This window comes from Winogradskyella sp., from assembly GCF_965656915.1.
In the GTDB taxonomy this organism is placed as follows: domain Bacteria; phylum Bacteroidota; class Bacteroidia; order Flavobacteriales; family Flavobacteriaceae; genus Winogradskyella.
Genome location: NZ_CBFHMI010000009.1, coordinates 21,547 through 41,707 on the forward strand (window position 1 = coordinate 21,547; position 20,161 = coordinate 41,707).

Here is a 20,161-nt window from a genome sequence, read left to right on the forward strand (position 1 = left end):
AAATGAGTAAAACGATTTCAATTATAGGCTCGGGTTTTTCTGCATTATCTGCATCATGCTACCTGGCAAAAGCAGGTTATGATGTCTTGGTTTATGAGAAAAATGCCACAGTTGGTGGAAGAGCAAGACAGCTAATAAAGGATGGTTTTACTTTTGATATTGGACCAAGTTGGTATTGGATGCCAGACATCTTTGAAAAATTTTTTAATGATTTCGGAAAGAAAACGAGTGATTATTACCAATTAGATAAACTGAGCCCAGCTTACAAGATATTTTTTTCAGATGAAGTGATTACCATAGGCGATCATATGGATCAAATATGTGATGAATTTGAAAGAATAGAAGAAGGCAGTTCTAAACCACTAAGAAAGTTTATTTCTCAAGCTCAAGATCATTATAACATTGCAATTAACAAAGTGGTTTTAAAACCAGGTTTATCACCTTTTGAATTAGTTACAAAAGAAACGGTAACCAGAGTAGATCGTTTTTTTAAAACTATTAGTTCTGAAGTACGTAAGAACTTTAAGAATCCTAAATTGATTTCAACTTTAGAATTTCCAGTCCTTTTTCTAGGAGCAAAACCTAATCAAACACCTTCATTTTATAGTTTTATGAACTTTGCAGATTTTGGCTTAGGTACATGGCATCCTAGAGGTGGTATGTATGAAATCATCAAAGCTATGAAGAGTCTTGCTGAAAGTTTAGGTGTTAAAATTAATACCAACCGCAATGTCGAAAAAATTAATGTGGAGAATGGACGTACAACAGGTTTAGTTGTCGATGGTGAAAACATAGTATCTGATATAGTTCTTAGCGGAGCTGATTATCATCATTCTGAAACTTTATTAGATCAGAAATACCGTCAGTACAGTGAAAACTATTGGGCTAAACGCACATTTGCGCCTTCATCCTTATTGTTTTACGTAGGCTTTGATAAGAAACTTACTGGTGTAGAACATCATAATTTATTTTTTGATACGGACTTTGAAAATCATGCCGAAGAAATATATGATGAGCCAAAATGGCCTGAAAATCCATTATTTTATGTTAACTTTCCGTCAGTAACAGACTACAGTATGGCTCCTGAAGATTGCGAAACTGGTTTTTTTCTTATCCCAATAGCTCCAGGATTAGAGGATACACCACAACTAAGAGAGCAATATTTCGATATTATTATAAATAGATTTGAAAATATTACTAATCAGAAAGTAACTGATAATGTACTGTTTAAAGAGTCCTTTTGTGTTAATGACTTTATAAGTGAATATAATTCATACAAAGGAAATGCTTATGGCATGGCAAATACTTTAAGACAAACCGCATTTTTGAGACCTAATCTAAAAAGTAAAAGAGTAGAAAACCTATATTTTACAGGTCAGCTAACTGTACCAGGTCCAGGAGTGCCGCCATCATTAATATCTGGAAAATTAGTTGCTGATTTAATTAAAAAGAAATTAAACTAACCATTAAAAATAGAATTTTAAAATTCTAGCATAAAAATCACCTATGAAATCAATTTTTGACAACGTTTCTAAAGAATGCAGTAAGATGGTTACGAATGCTTACAGTACCTCATTCTCTATGGCTACTAAAATGTTATCGGAAAGTATAAGACAAGATATTTATAACATTTATGGTTTTGTAAGATTCGCTGATGAAATCGTAGATGCATTTCATGATTACGACAAAGAAAAATTATTTAAAAATTTTGAAGAAGACTTAGAAAATGCACTTACAGACAAAATTAGTCTTAATCCCATATTAAATTCCTTTCAGGAATCTTACCATAAATATAATATAGACAAGCACTTAGTTGATGCTTTTATGAATAGTATGCGGTTAGATCTTCATAAAAAAGACTATCTCACCGAACAGGAATATAAGGACTATATTTATGGATCAGCTGACGTGGTTGGGCTAATGTGCTTAAAAGTTTTTGTTAATGGAGATAATATAAAGTATGAAGATTTAAAAGATTCTGCCATGAGTTTAGGCTCAGCCTTTCAAAAGGTAAATTTCTTAAGAGACCTTAAAGCAGATTTTGAAGATTTAAGTAGAACGTATTTTCCTAATACAGATTTAAATCATTTAGATGAGGCATCTAAACAGGCTATAATTACCGACATTGAAAATGATTTCGCTAAGGGTCTTGTTGGAATTAAAAAATTACCTTTAGAAGCACGTTTTGGGGTATTTATGGCTTATAGATACTATAATAAATTATTGCAAAAGCTAAAGAAAACACCAGCTTTAGAGATTAAATCTGCAAGAATTAGGGTTCCTAACTACAAAAAAGTTGAACTGCTTACTAGAAGTTATGTGAAATATCAATTAAATTTGCTCTAATAAAAATATTACCAAAATGCAGACTGTTTACTGGATATTAATCTTTTTTGGAACGTTTTTTATTATGGAATTCAATGCGTGGTTTACACATAAGTATATAATGCATGGGTTTTTATGGAGTTTACATAAAGACCACCACCACAAAGATCATGATAGTTGGTTCGAGCGAAATGATGCTTTTTTTATTTTTTACGCTGTCGTAAGTATGTCTTGTTTTTATTTATCTAGCGAAGAAGGAATTTGGTATGCCTTACCTATTGGCTTTGGCATATTAGCCTATGGTATTGCCTATTTTGTTGTTCATGATATATTTATACATCAACGTTTTAAATGGCTACGAAATATTGATAATAAATATGCACGAGGAGTTAGGCGTGCTCACAAAATACATCATAAACATTTAGGTAAAGACAAAGGAGAAAATTTCGGAATGCTCATAGTACCATTCAAGTATTTTAAATAAGCCTACTCAGATAATAACTGATTGAGTTGTTCCCTTACCTTTTCACTATTCCAATTAACAGCACCAGATTCATCAATTACTATTTCTCCCTTTTTATTAATAACAAAAGTTCTTGGAATTGATGTTGTGCTTAATTCCTTGGGTGGTTCAGAAAGTGGATTAAAGACTGTAAAGTAAAACCCTTTCTTTGATTTAAATTTTTTGATTGTTTCTAGAGTTTCATCACTTACAAATAAAAATTCAACTTTATCACTATAATTATCATAAAGTATCTGTAGACTTGGCATTTCTGCAATGCAAGGTGGGCACCACGTAGCCCAAAAATTGACAACCACTACTTTCCCTTGTAAATCCTTCAAATTGATGACTTCATTTGAATCAGATTTTAATCTCCAATTTAAGTTTGAAAGCGTAGTCCGATCTTCTACGCCAATCAATGAAGACTGATTTACATAGCTTAATCCCTTGTGTAAGGTTACTAATATTGGTTTTCTTGTTTCTGGTATAATAAGCAAGAGAATAACTAATACAAAAAGTATATTGCTTAAGGAGAGTTTCTTTTTCATTTTCAATATTAAATAGGCAATTTACAAAACTCCTAAGAAGTCAATATAATAAAAACTCTTAACCATTTCTGATTAAGAGTATTTTATAATTATATGAATTGTGTTAAGCGTTTTGCTTTTTAATTAAATTAAGAGCTGAACCTTCGTTATACCATTTAATTTGTGTGTCATTATACGTATGATTTACAGCAATGGTATCCTTTGAACCATCTGTATGAACTACTTCTACATGTAACGGCTTATCTGGTGCGAATTCATTTAAATCCAGAAAGTTGAACGTATCATCTTCTTGGATTAAATCATAATCTGATTCATTGGCAAATGTTAACCCTAGCATACCTTGTTTTTTAAGGTTTGTTTCGTGTATACGTGCAAATGATTTAACAATCACTGCTGCAACTCCTAAATGTCTTGGCTGCATAGCTGCATGCTCTCTAGAAGAACCTTCACCATAATTATGGTCTCCAACAACTATAGATTTAATTCCTGCGGCTTTATATGCTCTTGCAGTGTCTGGTACTCCACCAAACTCACCTGTTAATTGATTCTTAACGAAGTTAGTTTTCTTACCAAAAGCATTTACCGCTCCAATTAAGGTATTATTGGCAATATTATCTAAATGCCCTCTAAAACGTAACCAAGGACCAGCCATTGAAATATGATCCGTAGTACATTTACCGAACGCTTTTATCAATAATTTTGCTCCTGTAATTGTATCACCTATTGGTGTAAACGGCTCTAGTAATTGTAAACGCTCAGAATCGTCATTTACTGTAATTTCTACACCACTACCATCTGCCATTGGTGCTAAATACCCATTTTCTTTGACATCGAAACCTTTAGGAGGTAGTTCCCATCCTGTTGGTTCATCTAACATGACTTCTTCTCCGTTTTCGTTAATTAACTTATCCGTCATTGGATTAAAGTCTAGTCTACCAGCAATGGCAATTGCTGCTGTAATTTCTGGTGAAGCCACAAAAGCGTGTGTATTAGGGTTACCATCTGCACGCTTAGCAAAATTTCTATTAAACGAATGCACAATACTATTTTTCGGTGCATTTTTTGGATCACTATAACGTGCCCATTGTCCAATACATGGACCACAAGCGTTGGTAAATATTTTAGCATCCAATTTTTCAAAAACATCTAAAATACCATCGCGTTCTGCTGTATATCTTACTTGCTCTGATCCTGGATTAATTCCAAATTCAGCTTTAGTTTTTAAACCTTTGTCTAATGCTTGTTGAGCGATTGAAGACGCTCTGGATAAATCTTCGTAAGATGAATTTGTACAAGAACCTATAAGTCCCCATTCTACTTGCATAGGCCACTCATTATCCTTAGCCTTGTGCGTCATCTCCTTACCAACAGAAGTTGATAAATCTGGAGTAAATGGACCATTTAATAAAGGACCTAATTCTGAAAGGTTGATATCAATCACCTGATCGAAATACTGCTCAGGATTTTCATATACTTCTGCATCTGCAGTTAAGTAATCTTTTATTTTATTTGCTTGATCAGCTACATCTTCTCTATCCGTTGCTCTTAAGTAGCGTTCCATAGAATCGTCATAACCAAATGTTGAAGTGGTTGCACCTATTTCTGCTCCCATATTACAAATAGTTCCTTTACCTGTGCAAGACATAGATAAAGCTCCTGGACCAAAATATTCTACAATGGCTCCTGTCCCACCTTTAACGGTAAGTATTTCTGCTACTTTTAAGATAACATCCTTTGGTGCTGTCCAACCAGATAATTTACCTGTTAACCTTACACCGATTAGTTTTGGAAACTTTAATTCCCATGCCATTCCTGCCATTACATCCACAGCATCGGCTCCACCTACACCTATTGCAACCATTCCTAATCCACCAGCATTCACTGTATGAGAATCTGTACCAATCATCATTCCGCCCGGAAACGCATAGTTCTCCAGGACTACCTGATGAATAATTCCTGCACCTGGTTTCCAAAAACCAATTCCGTATTTATTAGAAACAGATTCTAGAAAATTGAACACTTCACTACTGGTATTATTCGCGTGCTTTAAATCTGTCGCAGCTCCATCTTTGGCTTGTATAAGGTGATCGCAATGTACAGTAGTTGGCACAGCTACTTTAGGCTTTCCTGCTTGCATAAACTGTAACAATGCCATCTGAGCTGTGGCATCCTGACAAGCAACGCGGTCTGGAGCAAAATCTACATAGTCCTTACCTCTGGTAAAGGCTTTAGTAGGTTTTCCTTCACATAAATGAGAATATAAAATCTTTTCTGAAAGTGTTAATGGTTTACCAACAATTCCTCTGGCAGCATCTACACGCTCCGTCATGTTAGCATAAACCTTTTTAATCATATCAATGTCAAATGCCATATAGTATATTTAAAGGTTGATAATTAATTTTTAAGCAGCACAAAAGTACGAATTTCATCGCGTTTTTAAAAATATGTAATGAAATAGGAATTTTATTGAATTTAAATCATAATTTAATTTGTTTTTTATTAAATATTTCAATTATTAACAGTAAAAAAGCTATAAAATCAATAATTTAACAAATTATATTATTTAGAATAATTATGAATTCTAAAATTCAACTTTCCATTTTTAAACCTGATTACTAATTCAAATAAAATAAAATCTAGCCCTTGCCATAATTCCTCAGTAAGGCTATCGGTTTTTCAAACCAACGACTAATAATATAACCTGTTAAAATAAGACCAGATAAATAAACTACTCCGTAAACAATACGATCAAATATTGGCAAATTATAGGTAGGTATTAGTTGCGATAACAATCCTATCATAATTGAGTAATGTATAACATAGATAGCGTAAGCTATAGAACTTATAAATCTAACTGGCTTGTCTATAATATAATATACAGTTCTCAATTGACTTAATAATGGTAACATTAACGTAATGATTATGGAGCATAAAGGGAGATACAATACATTCCAAAAGTGAGTATGTGTTTCAATAAACCAATACTTAGCAGGCACATACACAAATAAGAAATAGAACAACAAAAGTCCTATGAGAAACGTATAGAATTTAACTTTCTTCCAGAATAAGGGTCTCATGATAGATATATACGCAGCTAACACTCCATAATAAACAGCATCAATTCTGTAAACAACAACTGTTTTTAAATTAGAGCTCCAGGATATCATTGTTTTAACCTCATCTTGTGAAGAGTAAATCCATTTAGTACAAATGCCTATGAAAATAATTGCTAGTGTAATACCTAGGAATAACTTGGATTTTTCTATATTCAACTTTAATAGCATCAACAAATACAGAAGTAAAGGTCCCAATAATACCGCGAATTCCCCTATAGAAATACTCCAAGATTCAAAGAAGAAAGCTGAATCTAATGACCACGAGAAATTTTGTATAAACAAAAAATATTGCCAAGTATCTGATGGTAGTTTTAAGCCTAAATACAATGCTAATCCTATATTAATAAATAGGGCCAAATAATAATTAGGTAGCACTCTAAACCATCTGTGAATCCAAAATTTGGAAATAGATTTGAAACTAAAATCTTTATTGAGAAATAAATAATAAAATTTCCGACCTAATAAATACCCACTCAGAACAAAGAATATTTCTATTCCAATAATACCCGAAATACTAATTAATTGCGCGACCAATCCCTGAGTATTAGACACCAAAAAATATAAACTTGAAAATACAACTAAGAGAATGGCGAGCGCGCGAAGCAGGTCTAAACCAAAAACACGTTTTGCGCTATAATCTTGCATAAAAAAATTAGTACTTTTAATGTGTGAAGTCTAAAGTACTAAAATATTCAGTTTTATTAATGTTGGTTGCTATGTGCTTTGGTGGCATCTATTATTTAAACCTATGAAGTAGGCATAAAGCCATAGTAAAAACGCAAGTGAACCACACCTTAGGAATTGTGGACAATACCTGGAATTTGTCTCAAAATGATAGCTTTATCTCATTAGTTACACCGACACTAGTCATCGATCAGATTTATAAGTCTATGGAAGGTCCTAAAGCAACACGTTCTTTTCAGATTAATCAAAATAGTACTGACTTATTTTGGATTACTTCTTTTGAAACTAAAGCACTTAGCACCAACGAAGTTGATGTTTTATCTAATGATTACGTTTGCCATACCAATGTAGATTTTTACGATGGAGAACATTATTCTCATTGGGATTTAAATAATCGGATTGGTCAACAATACCCGAGATTAACTTCAATGAGTAATGGTATAGAAAGCTATGAATTTCCTGAAGGCTATGGTTTTCCTGTATTTGGAAATGAAAACTTATTCTTATCAACTCAAACATTAAATCATAATATAAAGCCTGAATCTTTTTCTGTAAAGCATCAGGTTTCTATTGGTTATAAGGCACATAATAGTACAATAAAGCCTCTGGAAAGTAAAACAGTTTTTATTATGCTGCCTTATAATACAGAAAATCCTTTTCAAGGCCCTACAAATAATGATCCTAATATGTGCTTACCTGTAGAAACTAGCAACCACAGCTATACAAATGATAAAGGTGAAAGTCTTTCTGGACATTGGGTTATATTTCCTGGTAAAGATAAATACACATATGATATTACACATCAATTGCAATTAAAAGACAGCACTACAATGCATCATATTGCAACCCATCTTCACCCTTTTGCGGAAGCTTTGACCTTAAAAAACACCACTACCGGAGAAAGTTTATTTACAGCTAAAGCGATAAACTATAAGAATAAAATCAGATTAGAAAAAGTGGCTGCATTTTCTAGTGAAGTCGGTGTAATGTTATATCCTGATCACAAGTATGAATTAATTTTAGAGACCAACAATACTTCTAAGACCAATCAAGATATGATGGCGAGTATGTTTATTTTTCTTTACGACAAGGAGGTGGATGAAAAATTAAAAGTATACAATCAGTCTAAATGATAAGACTTGTTATCATATCACTATTATTATTGTTCTTCAACTGTCAATCTAACACAAAGGAGCTTCCAGTTTTAAGCTATAAAATAAATTTTTTAGGAGACAAAGAGTTTTATTCTATTACCTACTCCAGATTTGTGAATCAAAATAATAAAGTATTTACTGCAGCAGAATTAAACGGAAAAATAGTCATTGCAAATTTCTTCTTCACAAGTTGTCCCAGTATTTGCCCACCAATGCGAAGAGAACTAATTAAAGTAGCAAATGAATTTTTACATAATGAAGACGTATTATTTGTATCTCATACCATTGATGCCAAAACGATACAGTTGATGTTCTTAAAGCTTATGCTGAATCTACAGGTATACCAAATACAAAATGGCAGTTTTTAAGAGCTTCTGAAATTATAACGGAAAAACAGGCTAACCAATATATGACTAACTTTAGACCTAACGAAGATGGAACAGATTTTTACCATAGTAGCTACGTAGCACTACTAGATAAAGACCAACTGATTAGAGGATTCTATAATGTTTTAATTTCTGAAGAAGTAGAGCGCTTGAAAATGGATATTAAGACCTTACTAAAATAAACTCTCAATAATCTTTTCGTCCGTAATACCTTCAGCTTCTGCTTTATAGTTCTTAATAATTCTATGTCTAAGAATTCCTGTTGCTATAGATTGAATATCTTCAATATCTGGCGAAAACTTACCGTTTGTTGCTGCGTGAGTTTTTGCTGCTAATATTAAGTTTTGTGAAGCTCTTGGTCCTGCTCCCCAATCTACAAACTCTTTCACTATATCTGCAGCAGTATCTGCATTTGGTCGTGTTTTAGCCACTAACGAAACAGCATACTCTATCACATTATCTGCTACTGGTATACGTCTTATAACATTTTGAAAATCTATAATTTCCTGTCCCGTAAATAAAGAATTTACCGTAGTTTGGATATCTGTTGTTGTTGCTTTTACGACTTCAACCTCCTCTTTAAACGAAGGATATTGTAAATTAATAGCAAACATAAAACGGTCTAACTGCGCTTCAGGTAAAGGGTATGTACCTTCTTGCTCTATTGGGTTTTGAGTTGCCAATACAAAATACGGCAAGCTTAGCTTGTACTGATGACCTGCAACAGTTACAGCTCTCTCTTGCATAGCTTCTAGCAGAGCTGCTTGTGTTTTAGGAGGTGTTCTGTTAATCTCATCTGCTAAAATAATATTAGCGAAGATTGGTCCTTTTATAAATTTAAAGTGACGATCTTCATCTAAAATTTCACTTCCTAAAATATCACTTGGCATTAAATCTGGCGTAAACTGTATTCTTTTAAAATCTAAGCCTAATGCCTGAGCAATGGTATTGACCATTAATGTTTTAGCCAAACCTGGAACACCTATTAATAATGAATGTCCGCCAGAGAAAATAGAAATTAGAATTTGATCTACGACATCATCTTGACCAATAATAACTTTCGCTATTTCTTGTTTGAGCGCAGCATATTTTTTTACAAAATTTTCTATTATAGTTACATCTGACATATTATTGATTTTTTAACCAGTTTCCTTTAAAATCACAAGCTTTATATTCGCCATTAACTTTAATATAGGTTTCTGTAATTACAGTCTTTTGCCAATCTGCAATAGCTTTTAACTGTTTATCTTGTAAGGCTAAATCTTTAATCTTAAGATAATCTCTAGCAAAATCAGCTTCATGATCATCGATTCTATCAGTGACCGTCATTATTTTAAACTTAATTAGGTTTATTCTATCTTCATCTTGTATCACAGGACTCACCTCTCCATCTTTTAGATTCTGAATTTGAGTATACATCTCTGGTTCCATTTTTGTCAATTCAAAATTAAAATCTTGAGTCTGTGGATTTGTTAATTGTCCTCCTTCATATTTAGTTTCCTTTTCATCACTAAACTCTCTGGCTGCTTCAGCAAAAGTGATAGTACCGTCGACAATTTTTTCTCTTACCATATCAATTTCGTCTTTTGCTTTTTGAATCGCCTCTTGTGTAAGCTCAGGACGCAATAAAATATGTCTTACATCGTATTCTTGTCCTCTAATCTTTTCTAATAAAATAATATGAAAACCAAAATCAGATTCAAACGGTTCTGAAATTTCACCTTCCTGTAATGAAAATGCTACATCTCTAAACTCTTTAACCATTCTTGGTCGCTTTCTATTTAGAGTATATTTTCCACCTTTAGACTTTGAGGCTTTATCATCAGAATATACCAAAACCTTAGTTGTAAAACTTGAACCATTTTCTTCTACATCTTTTTTAAAGGCTTTTAATCGCTCAATGACAGCTTGTTTTGCGTCTTCTGTAACTTCTGGTATTACAACGATCTGTGCCACTTTTAATTCTGTACCAAATACTGGTCTTTCATCCTCTGGAATATCATTAAAAAATGCTCTTACTTCTTCTGGAGTTACCTCAACATCTTGCACTACTTTAGCTCTCATTTCTTGAGCGAGATAGCCGTTCTTATTTATTTCGTACATCTCTTCTCTTAAAGCTGCTTCAGAATCTTTTTTATAAAATCTTAATAAGCCATCCATATCTCCTTTAGTCTGAGCTAAAATACCCTCTATTTTTTGCTCTACTAAACCCTGAATATATAATTCATTAACCAAAATACTATCTTGTATGGCTTGGTGTGCGTATAACTTGCTTTCTAAAAGACTACCAAATAATTCGCAGCGTGTAAATCCTTCTAAGTCAGCACCCGAGGCTTCTAATTGTGCAATCTCACGATCTAAATCGGATTCTAATACTATAAACTCACCTACAACAGCCGCTACACCATCTGCTTTAATTCGTGTTTTAGAGGTTATACTATCTTTCTTTTTTGCTAGCGTTGGCTTATCATCTGGGATAATTTCCTGTGCATTGATAAAACTGCATAGTGTAATACACAGTGCTAGAGAAACTCTAGTTATAAATTTGGAATTGATTATTCTTAATAGCATCATTTGTAATATCGTTTTCGAGTTGCTTTATCAGCTCTAATTTTCTCTTGTTAATAACAATGTTTTTTATTGAAGGACTTACATAATCTAACGGTGCATAATCATTTTGTAATCGTATGTCCTTGACATGCATCAAATATAGGTTTAATGAATCTTTGAGCTGTAAGAAATTAGTTTTTTTTAACAGTTGGTCTTTATTTTCAAAATTTACAACTGGTACTTTATCTACTACCTGGCTAAACTTAACCCAAATGGAATCATTAAGCGAATAGGTTTTAAAATGTACTGATATTGAATCTAAATATCTTTTATCTTTATTTTCAAAGCGCTTGAACCTTGTTTTAATAGTATCTAAATCTATAGGGTTTAGTGGTAAACTAACATATCTGAATTGTAATAAATCGTCATTTAATTTAAATGACTCTTTGTTAGCCTGATAAAATACTTCGGCTTCGTCTGCGGCAACTAAAGTATCTATGTTCTTTTTGACTAGGCCTTCTAAATACGCTTTTGTATAGAGATCATTCTTATACTGTTCAACCAGTTTAGAAAATTCATCTTGTTTTTCTTGAGATAAATTAACCAATGCACCTTCCATTAACAACAATTGTCTTGCCCAACGATTAATATAGGCATTGACCATAAGAGTACTATCTTCCACTGAGGTTCCTTCTGGTACAATATCCTCAATATCTTCTAGATATAAATAGGATTCGTCTACTCTTGCTATAGGTTTCCGATTATCTTTTGCTTTAAGAAAATCGCAACTAACAATGAGAGTACATCCTATTAATATTAATGCAAATTGCCTCAAGATTTATTATTGGTTTTTAATCTTAGCTTTTACAGCTTCTAATGCTTTTTGGTTGACTTCTACTGAAAAACGTTCATATAAATCATTCATCCAGTCTGCCTCTAATTGCTGCTGATAATCATTAATAACATTGCCTTTGGCTTCTTCTAATGTTTTAATTCTTGCAGGTAGAATTTTTTTTACATCAATGATATGAAAAGCTTCATTATGATTATATATTTTTGAAAGACCTTCTTTTAATTCAAAATTCACTGGCAACTTTCCATCATCTGCATTATAAATTCCTTTTGTAAAAATTACATTCTGTGTTTTTCCAGTATTTAGTTTATTCGCAATTTCTTCTTGTGTCTTTCCCTTTTTCAGCATTTTCAATATCGAAGACATCATTGCCTCGTTAGCAGAAGTCGCAATTACCACATCCACTCTATCTTTCCATTGATATTTCGATTTATGTTTTTTATAATATGCTTCTAAACCAACTGTATCTTTTGCTGCCTTATTCCACACTTCTTTTTCCATTAGATCAAATAACAAAAGACCATCTCTGTATTCCTTTAAAATATTTGCGAAATCTTTATTCTCTAATTCGAGATTATCTTCTCGGTATTGTAATAATGACTTTTCAAAAAACGCTTTAAACTCACTCTCTATGACTTGCTTCGCTGGCATATTTTGTGATGTATAATTTCTCTGAGCAGCCATAAGGTGACGCCCAAATACATTATATGTGACAGCTCTGTCGTTTATGCTGAAAATGGTCTTGTTTTTCTGAAAATCAGCAGGTAATCTCCATGCTCTGGCAAAATAATCACTGGTGAGTATGCCTTCAAAATATGATTTTGCTTCATCGTTATAAGTAATCTCATATTTTTTCTTTAACTCATTCACCATAGACTCGTTAATCAATTTTGATCTTGAGTCTCGTTTTACCCTGGCTTGTAAAGTAGGTTTTAAAGTTTTGAACGATTCAACAGGTTTTAAGCCAATACGTTTAACAATATGCCAACCGTATTCTGTCTTAAATGGTTTACTAACATCTCCATCTTCTTTTAAAGCGAAAGCCTGATCTTCAAAAATTACCGAACTTAATTGACCACTTTTAAATGGTGACAAACGACCACCACTTTTGGCAGAACTTTTATCATCAGAAAATTGTTTGGCTAAAGACTCAAAACTTTCTTTTTGATTTAACTTTTTATAAATATCATTAATGCGTTGTTCTGGATCTAATAGTGTATCTTTCTGTTTTAAGCCTACCATTATATGAGCTGCAGTAATAGTACCTCGTGATGGTCTTTTCTCATTGACCTTAACAACATGATAACCAAATTGTGTTCTAAATGGCATTGATATCTCACCGACTGCTGTATTATAGGCAGCTGTTTCAAAATCATAAACCATTTTAAAAGCTGAGAAATAGCCTAAATCTTCTAAAAAAATAGTTTTGCCATTATGTACTTCTTGCTTAACAGCATCAAATCCTTCTTTTAAAACACGCTCTCTCAGCGCTAATACCTTGTTATAGGCCTGTATAGTGTCTTTTGCAGATTCTTCTAATCTAACAAGAATATGTGCTGCGTTAATATCTATATTGCTTCTGTTATAGGCTTCTTGCACTAACTCTTCGGTAACCTTACTTTCTGCTAAGTAGTTTTTCGTCAACTGTTTTTTGTAGCTCAAAAATTCACGCTGATACTTTGCACCTTCATTTAATTTTAAGTGTCTGGCTTCTTTTAATTTTAATTGATACTCTGTAAAAAGTTTAAGATAACCGTCAATATCCTTCTGACTTTCGTCTTTTACCAGATCTAAATTTTTGTTATAAACTCTTAAAAATTCTGAAGTTGTTATTGGCTCTCCATCTACTTTTAATAATACATCATCTTTATCTTGTGCAAACGAGAAATTAATTGCAAACAAGATTAATAAGAGGCTTTTAAATTTAATACTCATAATTTATCCTTCTTTTTATCGCAAATCTTATTTAAAAATCTGAATTTTGAGGTTCAGCAAAAATAACATAAATACCTAATTTCACAAGCTGTTGTGCACGCAATATTTTGGCTAAGAACATAGCCTACAATAATCAAACGTTTAAATAGTCAACATTTTTTACAATAGCAACTAAATCGGTAAAACGTCGATTTGTTTGAGATATTATATATCCTTTTTCTATCTTTAATCACAATTTGTACCAGAATGAGATATACCATTGAAATTGTTATAGAAAAACCTATTACTGAAGTTGCCAAAAAAATGGATTCTATTGAAAACATGAAACACTGGCAAGAAGGATTGGTAAGTACAGAACATATTTCTGGCACTCCTGGAGAATTTGGTGCAAAAATGAAATTGAATTATGACTTTGGGAATCGAAAAATGGAATTGATAGAAACCATTACAAAAAGAAATTTCCCAAATGAATTCCATGCCACATTTAATACCAAAGGCATGCAAAATATACAGCAAAACTATTTTAAAAGCACTGATAATGGCCATACCAAATGGGTGTCTGAAAATGAGTTTCAGCCTACTACTTTTGCCATGAGCGCAATGTTGTTTTTAATGCCAAGAGCTTTTAAAAAGCAAACCAAAAAATTTATGACCAACTTTAAGATTTTTGTAGAAAACGGAAAATCTGCAGCTAATGCGTAGACTTAAACTTATTTGGGATTTTAGAGGACCTGCAAGTTTAAAAACAGCAGAGCATCACGTTATTCACCTTAAGGAATACGTACTTGCAAATCAATTAGATATAAACATTATAGATGTAGAAACGCTAAGCGACATGCATAGTTTAGCTTATTTAGTTGTTGATGAATCTGAAATGAAGCCTATACGAGATGCTTTAAAACCGCATAGAGGTCAGGTATATTCAACATAGCTAAAAAAGTCGCTTTAATAATGCCAGAGTGAAATCCTTTGGTGGCACCGAAGTTATAATTTTTAGATCTTCTAAGAAACTAGACTCTTCATCCAGAAATCTAAATATGGTTTTTGTTTTGGCTTTTTTAAATAAAGAGCTAAACAGTTTGGCGCCTTTTTCATTATGATTTGCCAATACATCTAAAAACAACATATCATAAAGCCTAAATTTTGTTGCCTTATCAAATTTTGATAAATCATTATTATTTTTCAAGAAATCAACCAATATTTTTGTTTTCTTGGTGGTATTTCTAAAGGTATATCCAGTACTCGCTTTGGTCCATCCACCAGCTGTTCCAATATTCAGCACATGTTCAGAGTTATGCTTTGAAAACTCATAAGAAGTCATCGGTATAGATCCTTTTTCTTTTTCAATAATCTCGTAATCCGTAATTCCTTTTTCTACTAAATAAAGCTTTATGGCCTCTTCATAGTCTGATGTCTGCAGTAGATCTTTAGAAAAAAGCGTGTATTCAAAGAGCGCAGTTGTTTTATCAATTGGCAAGACATACATAAAACGCGTATTCTCTTTTTGTTTTACAGTAAAATCCATAAAGGTTGCCACCGAATCATCAAATACCTCTTGTTTTGTTTTAATAAACCATCCAATAAAATGTTGCTGTAGAACAGGGTATTTTTTCTGCAGATTATATAGTTTAGCATTAGGTATGCTATTAAACACTTTATTCGCTCTAAAGGTGTTAGTAGAGGTTATGACTTCAGCGCCATCTTGTTGTTCATTTACTGAAACTACACTTTCCTTTCTAAATTCTATATTAGATTTAGATGAAATAACTCCCCACAACTGCTTATAAAATGATTCGCTACGTATCATTTTGTAACTATAGTCAGAAATATCTATAGTTCTAGAATAGGCATCACTCCCAAAGTAAATTTTTGACCAGTATTTATACAATAAATGATCCCACTCACCTGATCCTTCCTCCCAAAAGCACCAGGTTCTGTCATTACCTTTGTCTTGCTCTTTATCAATAATCAAAATCGATTTATTACTGAAGAAAGTGTCTTGAGACATTCTATAAGCCAGCATCAAACCTGAGGCACCAGCACCAACAATTATATAATCTTTATGAATCATTTAAAAGAATAAAAACACTGCAAAAAATACAATAATTGAAATTAATACATGTAAAGAGATAATTTTATTTGTTTTTATTTTAAAGGATTGATATCCTAAATGTGCTACAAATGCTGTCGCTAACCAACCTATATAATTTTGAAGTGGAATTACTCCATGCTCAAATTCCCAAAAATCAAAACGTGGTGCGGAAACCTCTATGATAAAATCTAGACCAGTCATTAAAGCAGCTCCTAATAAAGATGATAGAATAATGTTTTTAGTGACTATTTTCGCCACGTCTGCTGTAGCCATTGTTAACAAAGCCCAATTGACACATATTATTACCGGTACACCAAAGATTTTATAGCCAAGGTTTTCTCCATAAGAATAGTTACCAAATATTAATCCATAATTCACACCTAAAGCTTCCGTAATAAAACCTAAAAAGAATGGTATAGCAACAGCAACTGTCAATGTCCATTTAAACTCTGCTATATTAGCCAGTAGAATTAAAAAGGTTAACATCAAATTAAATGGTGTCTTAGTCAGAAACCAATCTGTATACTCTGGCGATAAAATACCAATGATACCTGAAACAGAAAATAACCAAATCAAGAATATTGAGAAGTACCTAATGAATTTTTTATCTACCATTTAGCTGGATTTTTCAATTAATTCTGAAACAATTTTACCTGATAATAAGCATAATGGTATACCACCACCAGGATGTACACTACCTCCACAGAAATATAGACTCTTTATTGAGTTTTTAAAATTAGGATGCCTTAAAAAGGCAGCAAATTTATTATTACTTGACGCACCATAAAGTGCTCCTTGATAACTTTGCGTTTTAGATTCTATTGATCGTGGATCTAATATACTTTCATATTCAATTAACGAATCAATTTTAGTGTTAAGAAGTCTGCTTAACTTTGTTTTTATGTGTTTACGAGCATCCTCAATAATTTTATCCCAATCTTGACCAGTATTACTAGGAACATTAATCATTACAAACCAATTCTCGCAGCCTTCAGGCGCATCATCAGGCTCATCTTTAGAAGTAATATTGATATATACAGTTGGGTCTGAGTGAACGTCTTTCTTGTTGAAAATATAATCAAACTCTGTCTCGTAATCCTTTGAAAAGAATATGTTATGTAAATCTAATTCTGGAAATTCTTTTTTAATTCCCCAATAAAATATCAGAGCAGAACTACTTCTTGGCTGTTGCAATATATTTTCTGGAGCTTTATGCTTTGATAATAGACGTCTGTAGGTTGGCACAACATCAGAGTTAGACACAACAATATCTGCATTAACAATGTCTTTACCTATCCTAACGCCTGTTACTTTTTTATGGTCTGTTACAATTTCATCTACTTTTTTATTAAAATAAAAGTCCACTCCAATATCCTTAGCCAATTGAAACAAACTTTCTGTTATAGAGTGCATACCGCCTTTTGGAAAGTATGTTCCATAATACTGTTCTAAATGCGGTATCATAGACATAATACCAGGTGTTTGGAATGGTGACGAACCGTTATACGTTGCAAATCTGTTATAAAACTGAACTAAACGATGATCTTTAAATACATTTGAATTATATTTATCTAGCGTCGTATTGATATCTAATGAACCTACATTAAACAAGGCTTTTAATGTATCTTTAGATAAATACGTCGAGGTTTTATGAAGCGATTTTTCTAAAAATAAAGACGATGTTAAATCGTACTTTCTTTTACTTTTTTCTAAATACTCAAGAAGTACGGACTCTTTGACACTGAAAGTTTTTGAGGCTTGTTCTGCAAATCTATTGATATCCGCCAATGCCGAAAACTGAGTGCCATCCTCATAAAAATAATTACAAACCACATCCTTTTTCTTGTATTCAAAATAATTTGAAACAGGTTTGTTGGCTAAGTCAAAAAGTTCTTCAACATATTGTGGCATGGTAAATAGTGACGGTCCCATATCAAAGCGGTAGCCTTGTTTAGAAAACGCGGTCAATTTCCCACCAGGATGAGCGTTAGCCTCATAAACGCTTACATGATGTCCTTGAGTTCTTAGACGAATTGAAGTGGCTAATCCAGCAATGCCTGAACCAACAATAACTATATTTTTGTTTTTCATTAGCATTACAAAGATAAGTAGAATGCAGATTTTGAATCACACATATTAACATTTTGTAAGGATTTTTTCCTATGTGTAGATTTAAAAAACAGTAGACTCTACAAAAGTTGTAGTGTTTAACTTTGTAAAAATTTTCAGCTAATTTCTTTAACTAATGTTAAAAGTCATTAAAAGAGACACATATCATCATAGTTAATGAACTCAGAATCAATTCCATAAAAAAACAACATCAATTAGATGTTGTTTTTTGCTTATAATATTGGTCTCCTGCTTACGTTTAAAGAATTCACCTAGAATAATTAGGAGCTTCCTTAGTAATCGTTACATCGTGCGGATGACTTTCATTAATACCACTAGATGTAATTTTAACAAAACGACCTGTTTCCTTTAAAGTCTCTACATCTTTTGCACCACAATAGCCCATACCAGCTCTTAATCCACCTACAAATTGATGTATACTCTCTACCAACTCGCCTTTGTACGGGACACGACCTACTATTCCTTCTGGTACTAATTTTTTAATATCATCCTCAACATCTTGAAAATACCTGTCTTTACTGCCTTGCTTCATAGCTTCTACGGAGCCCATGCCACGGTAAGACTTAAATTTTCGTCCTTCGTAGATAATAGTTTCGCCTGGACTTTCCTTAGTACCTGCTAAAAGTGACCCTAACATAACCGTATCTGCACCAGCTGCAATGGCTTTTGGGATATCACCTGTATAACGAATACCACCATCTGCAATTACTGGTACTCCCGTTCCTTTTATAGCCGCAGCCACTTCTAATACAGCAGAAAACTGTGGAAATCCGACACCAGCTACTACGCGTGTCGTGCAGATAGAACCAGGTCCAATGCCAACTTTAACAGCATCAGCACCAGCTTCTACCAAATATTTGGCAGCTTCTCCTGTAGCAATATTACCTACTATTACTTCTAAACTTGGGAATTTTTGTTTAATCTCTTTTAAAATAGAAACCACACCTTTAGTATGTCCATGAGCTGTATCAATAACAACAGCATCAACACCAGCTTTCACTAGTGCTTCTGCTCTCTCAACAGCATCTACAGTCACTCCGATAGCAGCTGCTACGCGCAATCTTCCGTAAGTATCTTTATTCGCAATTGGTTTTTGAGTAACTTTAGTTATATCTCTAAACGTAATTAACCCAGCGAGTTTATCGCCTTCAACAATTAATAATTTTTCTATTTTATTTTCTTGTAGTATGGCCTCTGCATCTTTTAATGATGTCCCTTTTGGAGCAGTTACCAAATTATCTTTGGTCATTACGTCAAAAATAGCTCTATCATTATCATGTTCAAATCTTAAATCCCTATTGGTAACAATACCTTTAAGAATACCGTGGTTATCCACAATAGGTATGCCACCTATGCTGTGCTCTCGCATTGCATTTTTTGCATCAGCAACGACAGCAGTCATAGGAAGCGTTACAGGATCTATGATCATTCCGCTTTCAGCACGTTTCACTTGGCGCACTTTCCAAGCTTGTTGCTCTATGGTCATATTTTTGTGTAATACACCAATACCACCTTCTTGCGCCATAGCAATGGCCATTTTACTTTCGGTTACTGTATCCATTGCTGCAGAAACTACAGGAATGTTGATAGTAATATTTCGGGTAAATTTTGTTTGAATATTAACTTCGCGCGGAAGAACTTCAGAAAATGCTGGAACTAATAGGACGTCATCGTAGGTAAGGCCTTCACCCAAGATTTTGTTTTCGTGTGCTGTCATGTTACAATTAAGATGTAATTGCATGCAAAGATACGTCTTTTTTAAGATTGAAAATAATTAAGGAACATTAATTAAAAAGCACCATTAATAATTTTATAAATCACAACTTATTAAGAATCAATTTTCTATAAATTTTATTTTTATTTATTCTAAATAAACTTTGAAAAAA

At 32.9% G+C, this 20,161-nt stretch carries 19 protein-coding genes; 8 read left to right on the top strand and 11 right to left on the bottom strand.

Annotated elements, in window-relative coordinates:
- Positions 1-2 precede the first annotated feature (2 nt).
- Genes ACTG3Y_RS04440 through ACTG3Y_RS04450 form a run of 3 tightly spaced genes read left to right on the top strand, consistent with a single transcriptional unit; the run spans position 3 to position 2,809 of the window.
- Positions 3-1,463: a phytoene desaturase family protein gene (locus ACTG3Y_RS04440; protein ID WP_439151713.1), complete on the top strand. Its 1,461-nt coding sequence runs from the start codon at positions 3-5 to the stop codon at positions 1,461-1,463.
- A gap of 43 nt (positions 1,464-1,506) precedes the next feature.
- On the top strand, positions 1,507-2,346 hold the full coding sequence (locus ACTG3Y_RS04445) for a phytoene/squalene synthase family protein (protein ID WP_439151714.1): 840 nt from the start codon (positions 1,507-1,509) through the stop codon (positions 2,344-2,346).
- 16 nt (positions 2,347-2,362) lie between these two features.
- Entirely contained in the window at positions 2,363-2,809 is a 447-nt protein-coding gene (locus ACTG3Y_RS04450; RefSeq protein ID WP_439151715.1) for a beta-carotene hydroxylase, read from the top strand.
- Positions 2,810-2,811: 2 nt separating this feature from the next.
- Here ACTG3Y_RS04450 and ACTG3Y_RS04455 read toward each other — a convergent pair whose 3' ends face one another.
- The 3 genes from ACTG3Y_RS04455 to ACTG3Y_RS04465 all read right to left on the bottom strand — a co-directional run bounded on the left by ACTG3Y_RS04455 (position 2,812) and on the right by ACTG3Y_RS04465 (position 7,136).
- Positions 2,812-3,375, bottom strand: a complete 564-nt coding sequence (locus ACTG3Y_RS04455; protein WP_439151716.1) for a TlpA family protein disulfide reductase — start codon at positions 3,373-3,375, stop codon at positions 2,812-2,814.
- Positions 3,376-3,478: 103 nt separating this feature from the next.
- Positions 3,479-5,746 carry an aconitate hydratase gene (locus ACTG3Y_RS04460; RefSeq protein ID WP_439151717.1) on the bottom strand — a complete coding sequence of 756 codons (2,268 nt, stop codon included), beginning with the start codon at positions 5,744-5,746 and terminating at the stop codon, positions 3,479-3,481.
- A 265-nt stretch (positions 5,747-6,011) separates the two neighbouring features.
- Positions 6,012-7,136 (bottom strand): acyltransferase family protein, encoded by a 1,125-nt coding sequence (locus tag ACTG3Y_RS04465; protein ID WP_439151718.1) that lies wholly within the window; start codon positions 7,134-7,136, stop codon positions 6,012-6,014.
- A 137-nt stretch (positions 7,137-7,273) separates the two neighbouring features.
- Here ACTG3Y_RS04465 and ACTG3Y_RS04470 point away from each other — a divergent pair, with 137 nt between their 5' ends.
- Genes ACTG3Y_RS04470 through ACTG3Y_RS04480 form a run of 3 tightly spaced genes read left to right on the top strand, consistent with a single transcriptional unit; the run spans position 7,274 to position 8,897 of the window.
- Entirely contained in the window at positions 7,274-8,308 is a 1,035-nt protein-coding gene (locus ACTG3Y_RS04470) for a hypothetical protein (RefSeq protein ID WP_439151719.1), read from the top strand.
- Positions 8,305-8,697: an SCO family protein gene (locus ACTG3Y_RS04475; protein ID WP_439151720.1), complete on the top strand. Its 393-nt coding sequence runs from the start codon at positions 8,305-8,307 to the stop codon at positions 8,695-8,697. Before ACTG3Y_RS04470 ends, ACTG3Y_RS04475 begins: the two co-directional genes overlap by 4 nt.
- Before the next feature lie 41 nt (positions 8,698-8,738).
- Positions 8,739-8,897, top strand: a complete 159-nt coding sequence (locus ACTG3Y_RS04480) for a hypothetical protein (RefSeq protein ID WP_439151721.1) — start codon at positions 8,739-8,741, stop codon at positions 8,895-8,897.
- Here ACTG3Y_RS04480 and ACTG3Y_RS04485 read toward each other — a convergent pair.
- From ACTG3Y_RS04485 to ACTG3Y_RS04500, 4 genes are read right to left on the bottom strand one after another with little or no spacing between them, the layout of a single operon-like run.
- Positions 8,889-9,842: an AAA family ATPase gene (locus tag ACTG3Y_RS04485; protein ID WP_439151722.1), complete on the bottom strand. Its 954-nt coding sequence runs from the start codon at positions 9,840-9,842 to the stop codon at positions 8,889-8,891. The two genes, ACTG3Y_RS04480 and ACTG3Y_RS04485, sit on opposite strands and share 9 nt — an antisense overlap.
- 1 nt (position 9,843) lies before the next feature.
- Positions 9,844-11,289 (bottom strand): peptidylprolyl isomerase, encoded by a 1,446-nt coding sequence (locus ACTG3Y_RS04490; protein ID WP_439151723.1) that lies wholly within the window; start codon positions 11,287-11,289, stop codon positions 9,844-9,846.
- Complete coding sequence (locus ACTG3Y_RS04495) at positions 11,249-12,100, bottom strand: peptidyl-prolyl cis-trans isomerase (protein WP_439151724.1); 852 nt, start codon at positions 12,098-12,100, stop codon at positions 11,249-11,251. Before ACTG3Y_RS04495 ends, ACTG3Y_RS04490 begins: the two co-directional genes overlap by 41 nt.
- 6 nt (positions 12,101-12,106) lie before the next feature.
- A complete protein-coding gene (locus ACTG3Y_RS04500; protein WP_439151725.1) occupies positions 12,107-14,053 on the bottom strand; it encodes a peptidylprolyl isomerase in 1,947 nt (648 codons plus the stop codon).
- A gap of 246 nt (positions 14,054-14,299) precedes the next feature.
- Here ACTG3Y_RS04500 and ACTG3Y_RS04505 point away from each other — a divergent pair, with 246 nt between their 5' ends.
- Positions 14,300-14,755 (top strand): SRPBCC family protein, encoded by a 456-nt coding sequence (locus ACTG3Y_RS04505; protein WP_439151726.1) that lies wholly within the window; start codon positions 14,300-14,302, stop codon positions 14,753-14,755.
- Positions 14,748-14,984: a hypothetical protein gene (locus ACTG3Y_RS04510; RefSeq protein WP_439151727.1), complete on the top strand. Its 237-nt coding sequence runs from the start codon at positions 14,748-14,750 to the stop codon at positions 14,982-14,984. Before ACTG3Y_RS04505 ends, ACTG3Y_RS04510 begins: the two co-directional genes overlap by 8 nt.
- Here the strand turns inward: ACTG3Y_RS04510 and ACTG3Y_RS04515 are convergent, their stop codons facing one another.
- The 4 genes from ACTG3Y_RS04515 to guaB form a co-directional block, all read right to left on the bottom strand.
- The gene (locus ACTG3Y_RS04515) at positions 14,985-16,124 is read right to left on the bottom strand and encodes a lycopene cyclase family protein (RefSeq protein WP_439151728.1); all 1,140 of its coding nucleotides are present in this window, start codon (positions 16,122-16,124) and stop codon (positions 14,985-14,987) included.
- Complete coding sequence (locus tag ACTG3Y_RS04520) at positions 16,125-16,760, bottom strand: carotenoid biosynthesis protein (protein WP_439151729.1); 636 nt, start codon at positions 16,758-16,760, stop codon at positions 16,125-16,127.
- A complete protein-coding gene (gene crtD / locus ACTG3Y_RS04525) occupies positions 16,761-18,236 on the bottom strand; it encodes a 1-hydroxycarotenoid 3,4-desaturase CrtD (RefSeq protein WP_439151730.1) in 1,476 nt (491 codons plus the stop codon).
- 286 nt (positions 18,237-18,522) lie between these two features.
- Complete coding sequence (guaB, locus tag ACTG3Y_RS04530; RefSeq protein ID WP_439151762.1) at positions 18,523-19,992, bottom strand: IMP dehydrogenase; 1,470 nt, start codon at positions 19,990-19,992, stop codon at positions 18,523-18,525.
- Positions 19,993-20,161: the final 169 nt, after the last annotated feature.

Bases quoted from the DNA above. Each gene is read 5' to 3' on its own strand.
- ACTG3Y_RS04520 (WP_439151729.1), bottom strand. From the start codon at position 16,760: ATGGTAGATAAAAAATTCATTAGGTACTTCTCAATATTCTTGATTTGG.
- ACTG3Y_RS04450 (WP_439151715.1), top strand. From the start codon at position 2,363: ATGCAGACTGTTTACTGGATATTAATCTTTTTTGGAACGTTTTTTATT.
- ACTG3Y_RS04465 (WP_439151718.1), bottom strand. From the start codon at position 7,136: ATGCAAGATTATAGCGCAAAACGTGTTTTTGGTTTAGACCTGCTTCGC.
- ACTG3Y_RS04475 (WP_439151720.1), top strand. From the start codon at position 8,305: ATGATAAGACTTGTTATCATATCACTATTATTATTGTTCTTCAACTGT.
- ACTG3Y_RS04445 (WP_439151714.1), top strand. From the start codon at position 1,507: ATGAAATCAATTTTTGACAACGTTTCTAAAGAATGCAGTAAGATGGTT.
- ACTG3Y_RS04515 (WP_439151728.1), bottom strand. From the start codon at position 16,124: ATGATTCATAAAGATTATATAATTGTTGGTGCTGGTGCCTCAGGTTTG.
- ACTG3Y_RS04460 (WP_439151717.1), bottom strand. From the start codon at position 5,746: ATGGCATTTGACATTGATATGATTAAAAAGGTTTATGCTAACATGACG.
- ACTG3Y_RS04440 (WP_439151713.1), top strand. From the start codon at position 3: ATGAGTAAAACGATTTCAATTATAGGCTCGGGTTTTTCTGCATTATCT.
- guaB (WP_439151762.1), bottom strand. From the start codon at position 19,992: ATGACAGCACACGAAAACAAAATCTTGGGTGAAGGCCTTACCTACGAT.
- ACTG3Y_RS04510 (WP_439151727.1), top strand. From the start codon at position 14,748: ATGCGTAGACTTAAACTTATTTGGGATTTTAGAGGACCTGCAAGTTTA.
- ACTG3Y_RS04485 (WP_439151722.1), bottom strand. From the start codon at position 9,842: ATGTCAGATGTAACTATAATAGAAAATTTTGTAAAAAAATATGCTGCG.
- ACTG3Y_RS04500 (WP_439151725.1), bottom strand. From the start codon at position 14,053: ATGAGTATTAAATTTAAAAGCCTCTTATTAATCTTGTTTGCAATTAAT.
- ACTG3Y_RS04455 (WP_439151716.1), bottom strand. From the start codon at position 3,375: ATGAAAAAGAAACTCTCCTTAAGCAATATACTTTTTGTATTAGTTATT.
- ACTG3Y_RS04490 (WP_439151723.1), bottom strand. From the start codon at position 11,289: ATGATGCTATTAAGAATAATCAATTCCAAATTTATAACTAGAGTTTCT.
- crtD (WP_439151730.1), bottom strand. From the start codon at position 18,236: ATGAAAAACAAAAATATAGTTATTGTTGGTTCAGGCATTGCTGGATTA.
- ACTG3Y_RS04480 (WP_439151721.1), top strand. From the start codon at position 8,739: ATGACTAACTTTAGACCTAACGAAGATGGAACAGATTTTTACCATAGT.
- ACTG3Y_RS04505 (WP_439151726.1), top strand. From the start codon at position 14,300: ATGAGATATACCATTGAAATTGTTATAGAAAAACCTATTACTGAAGTT.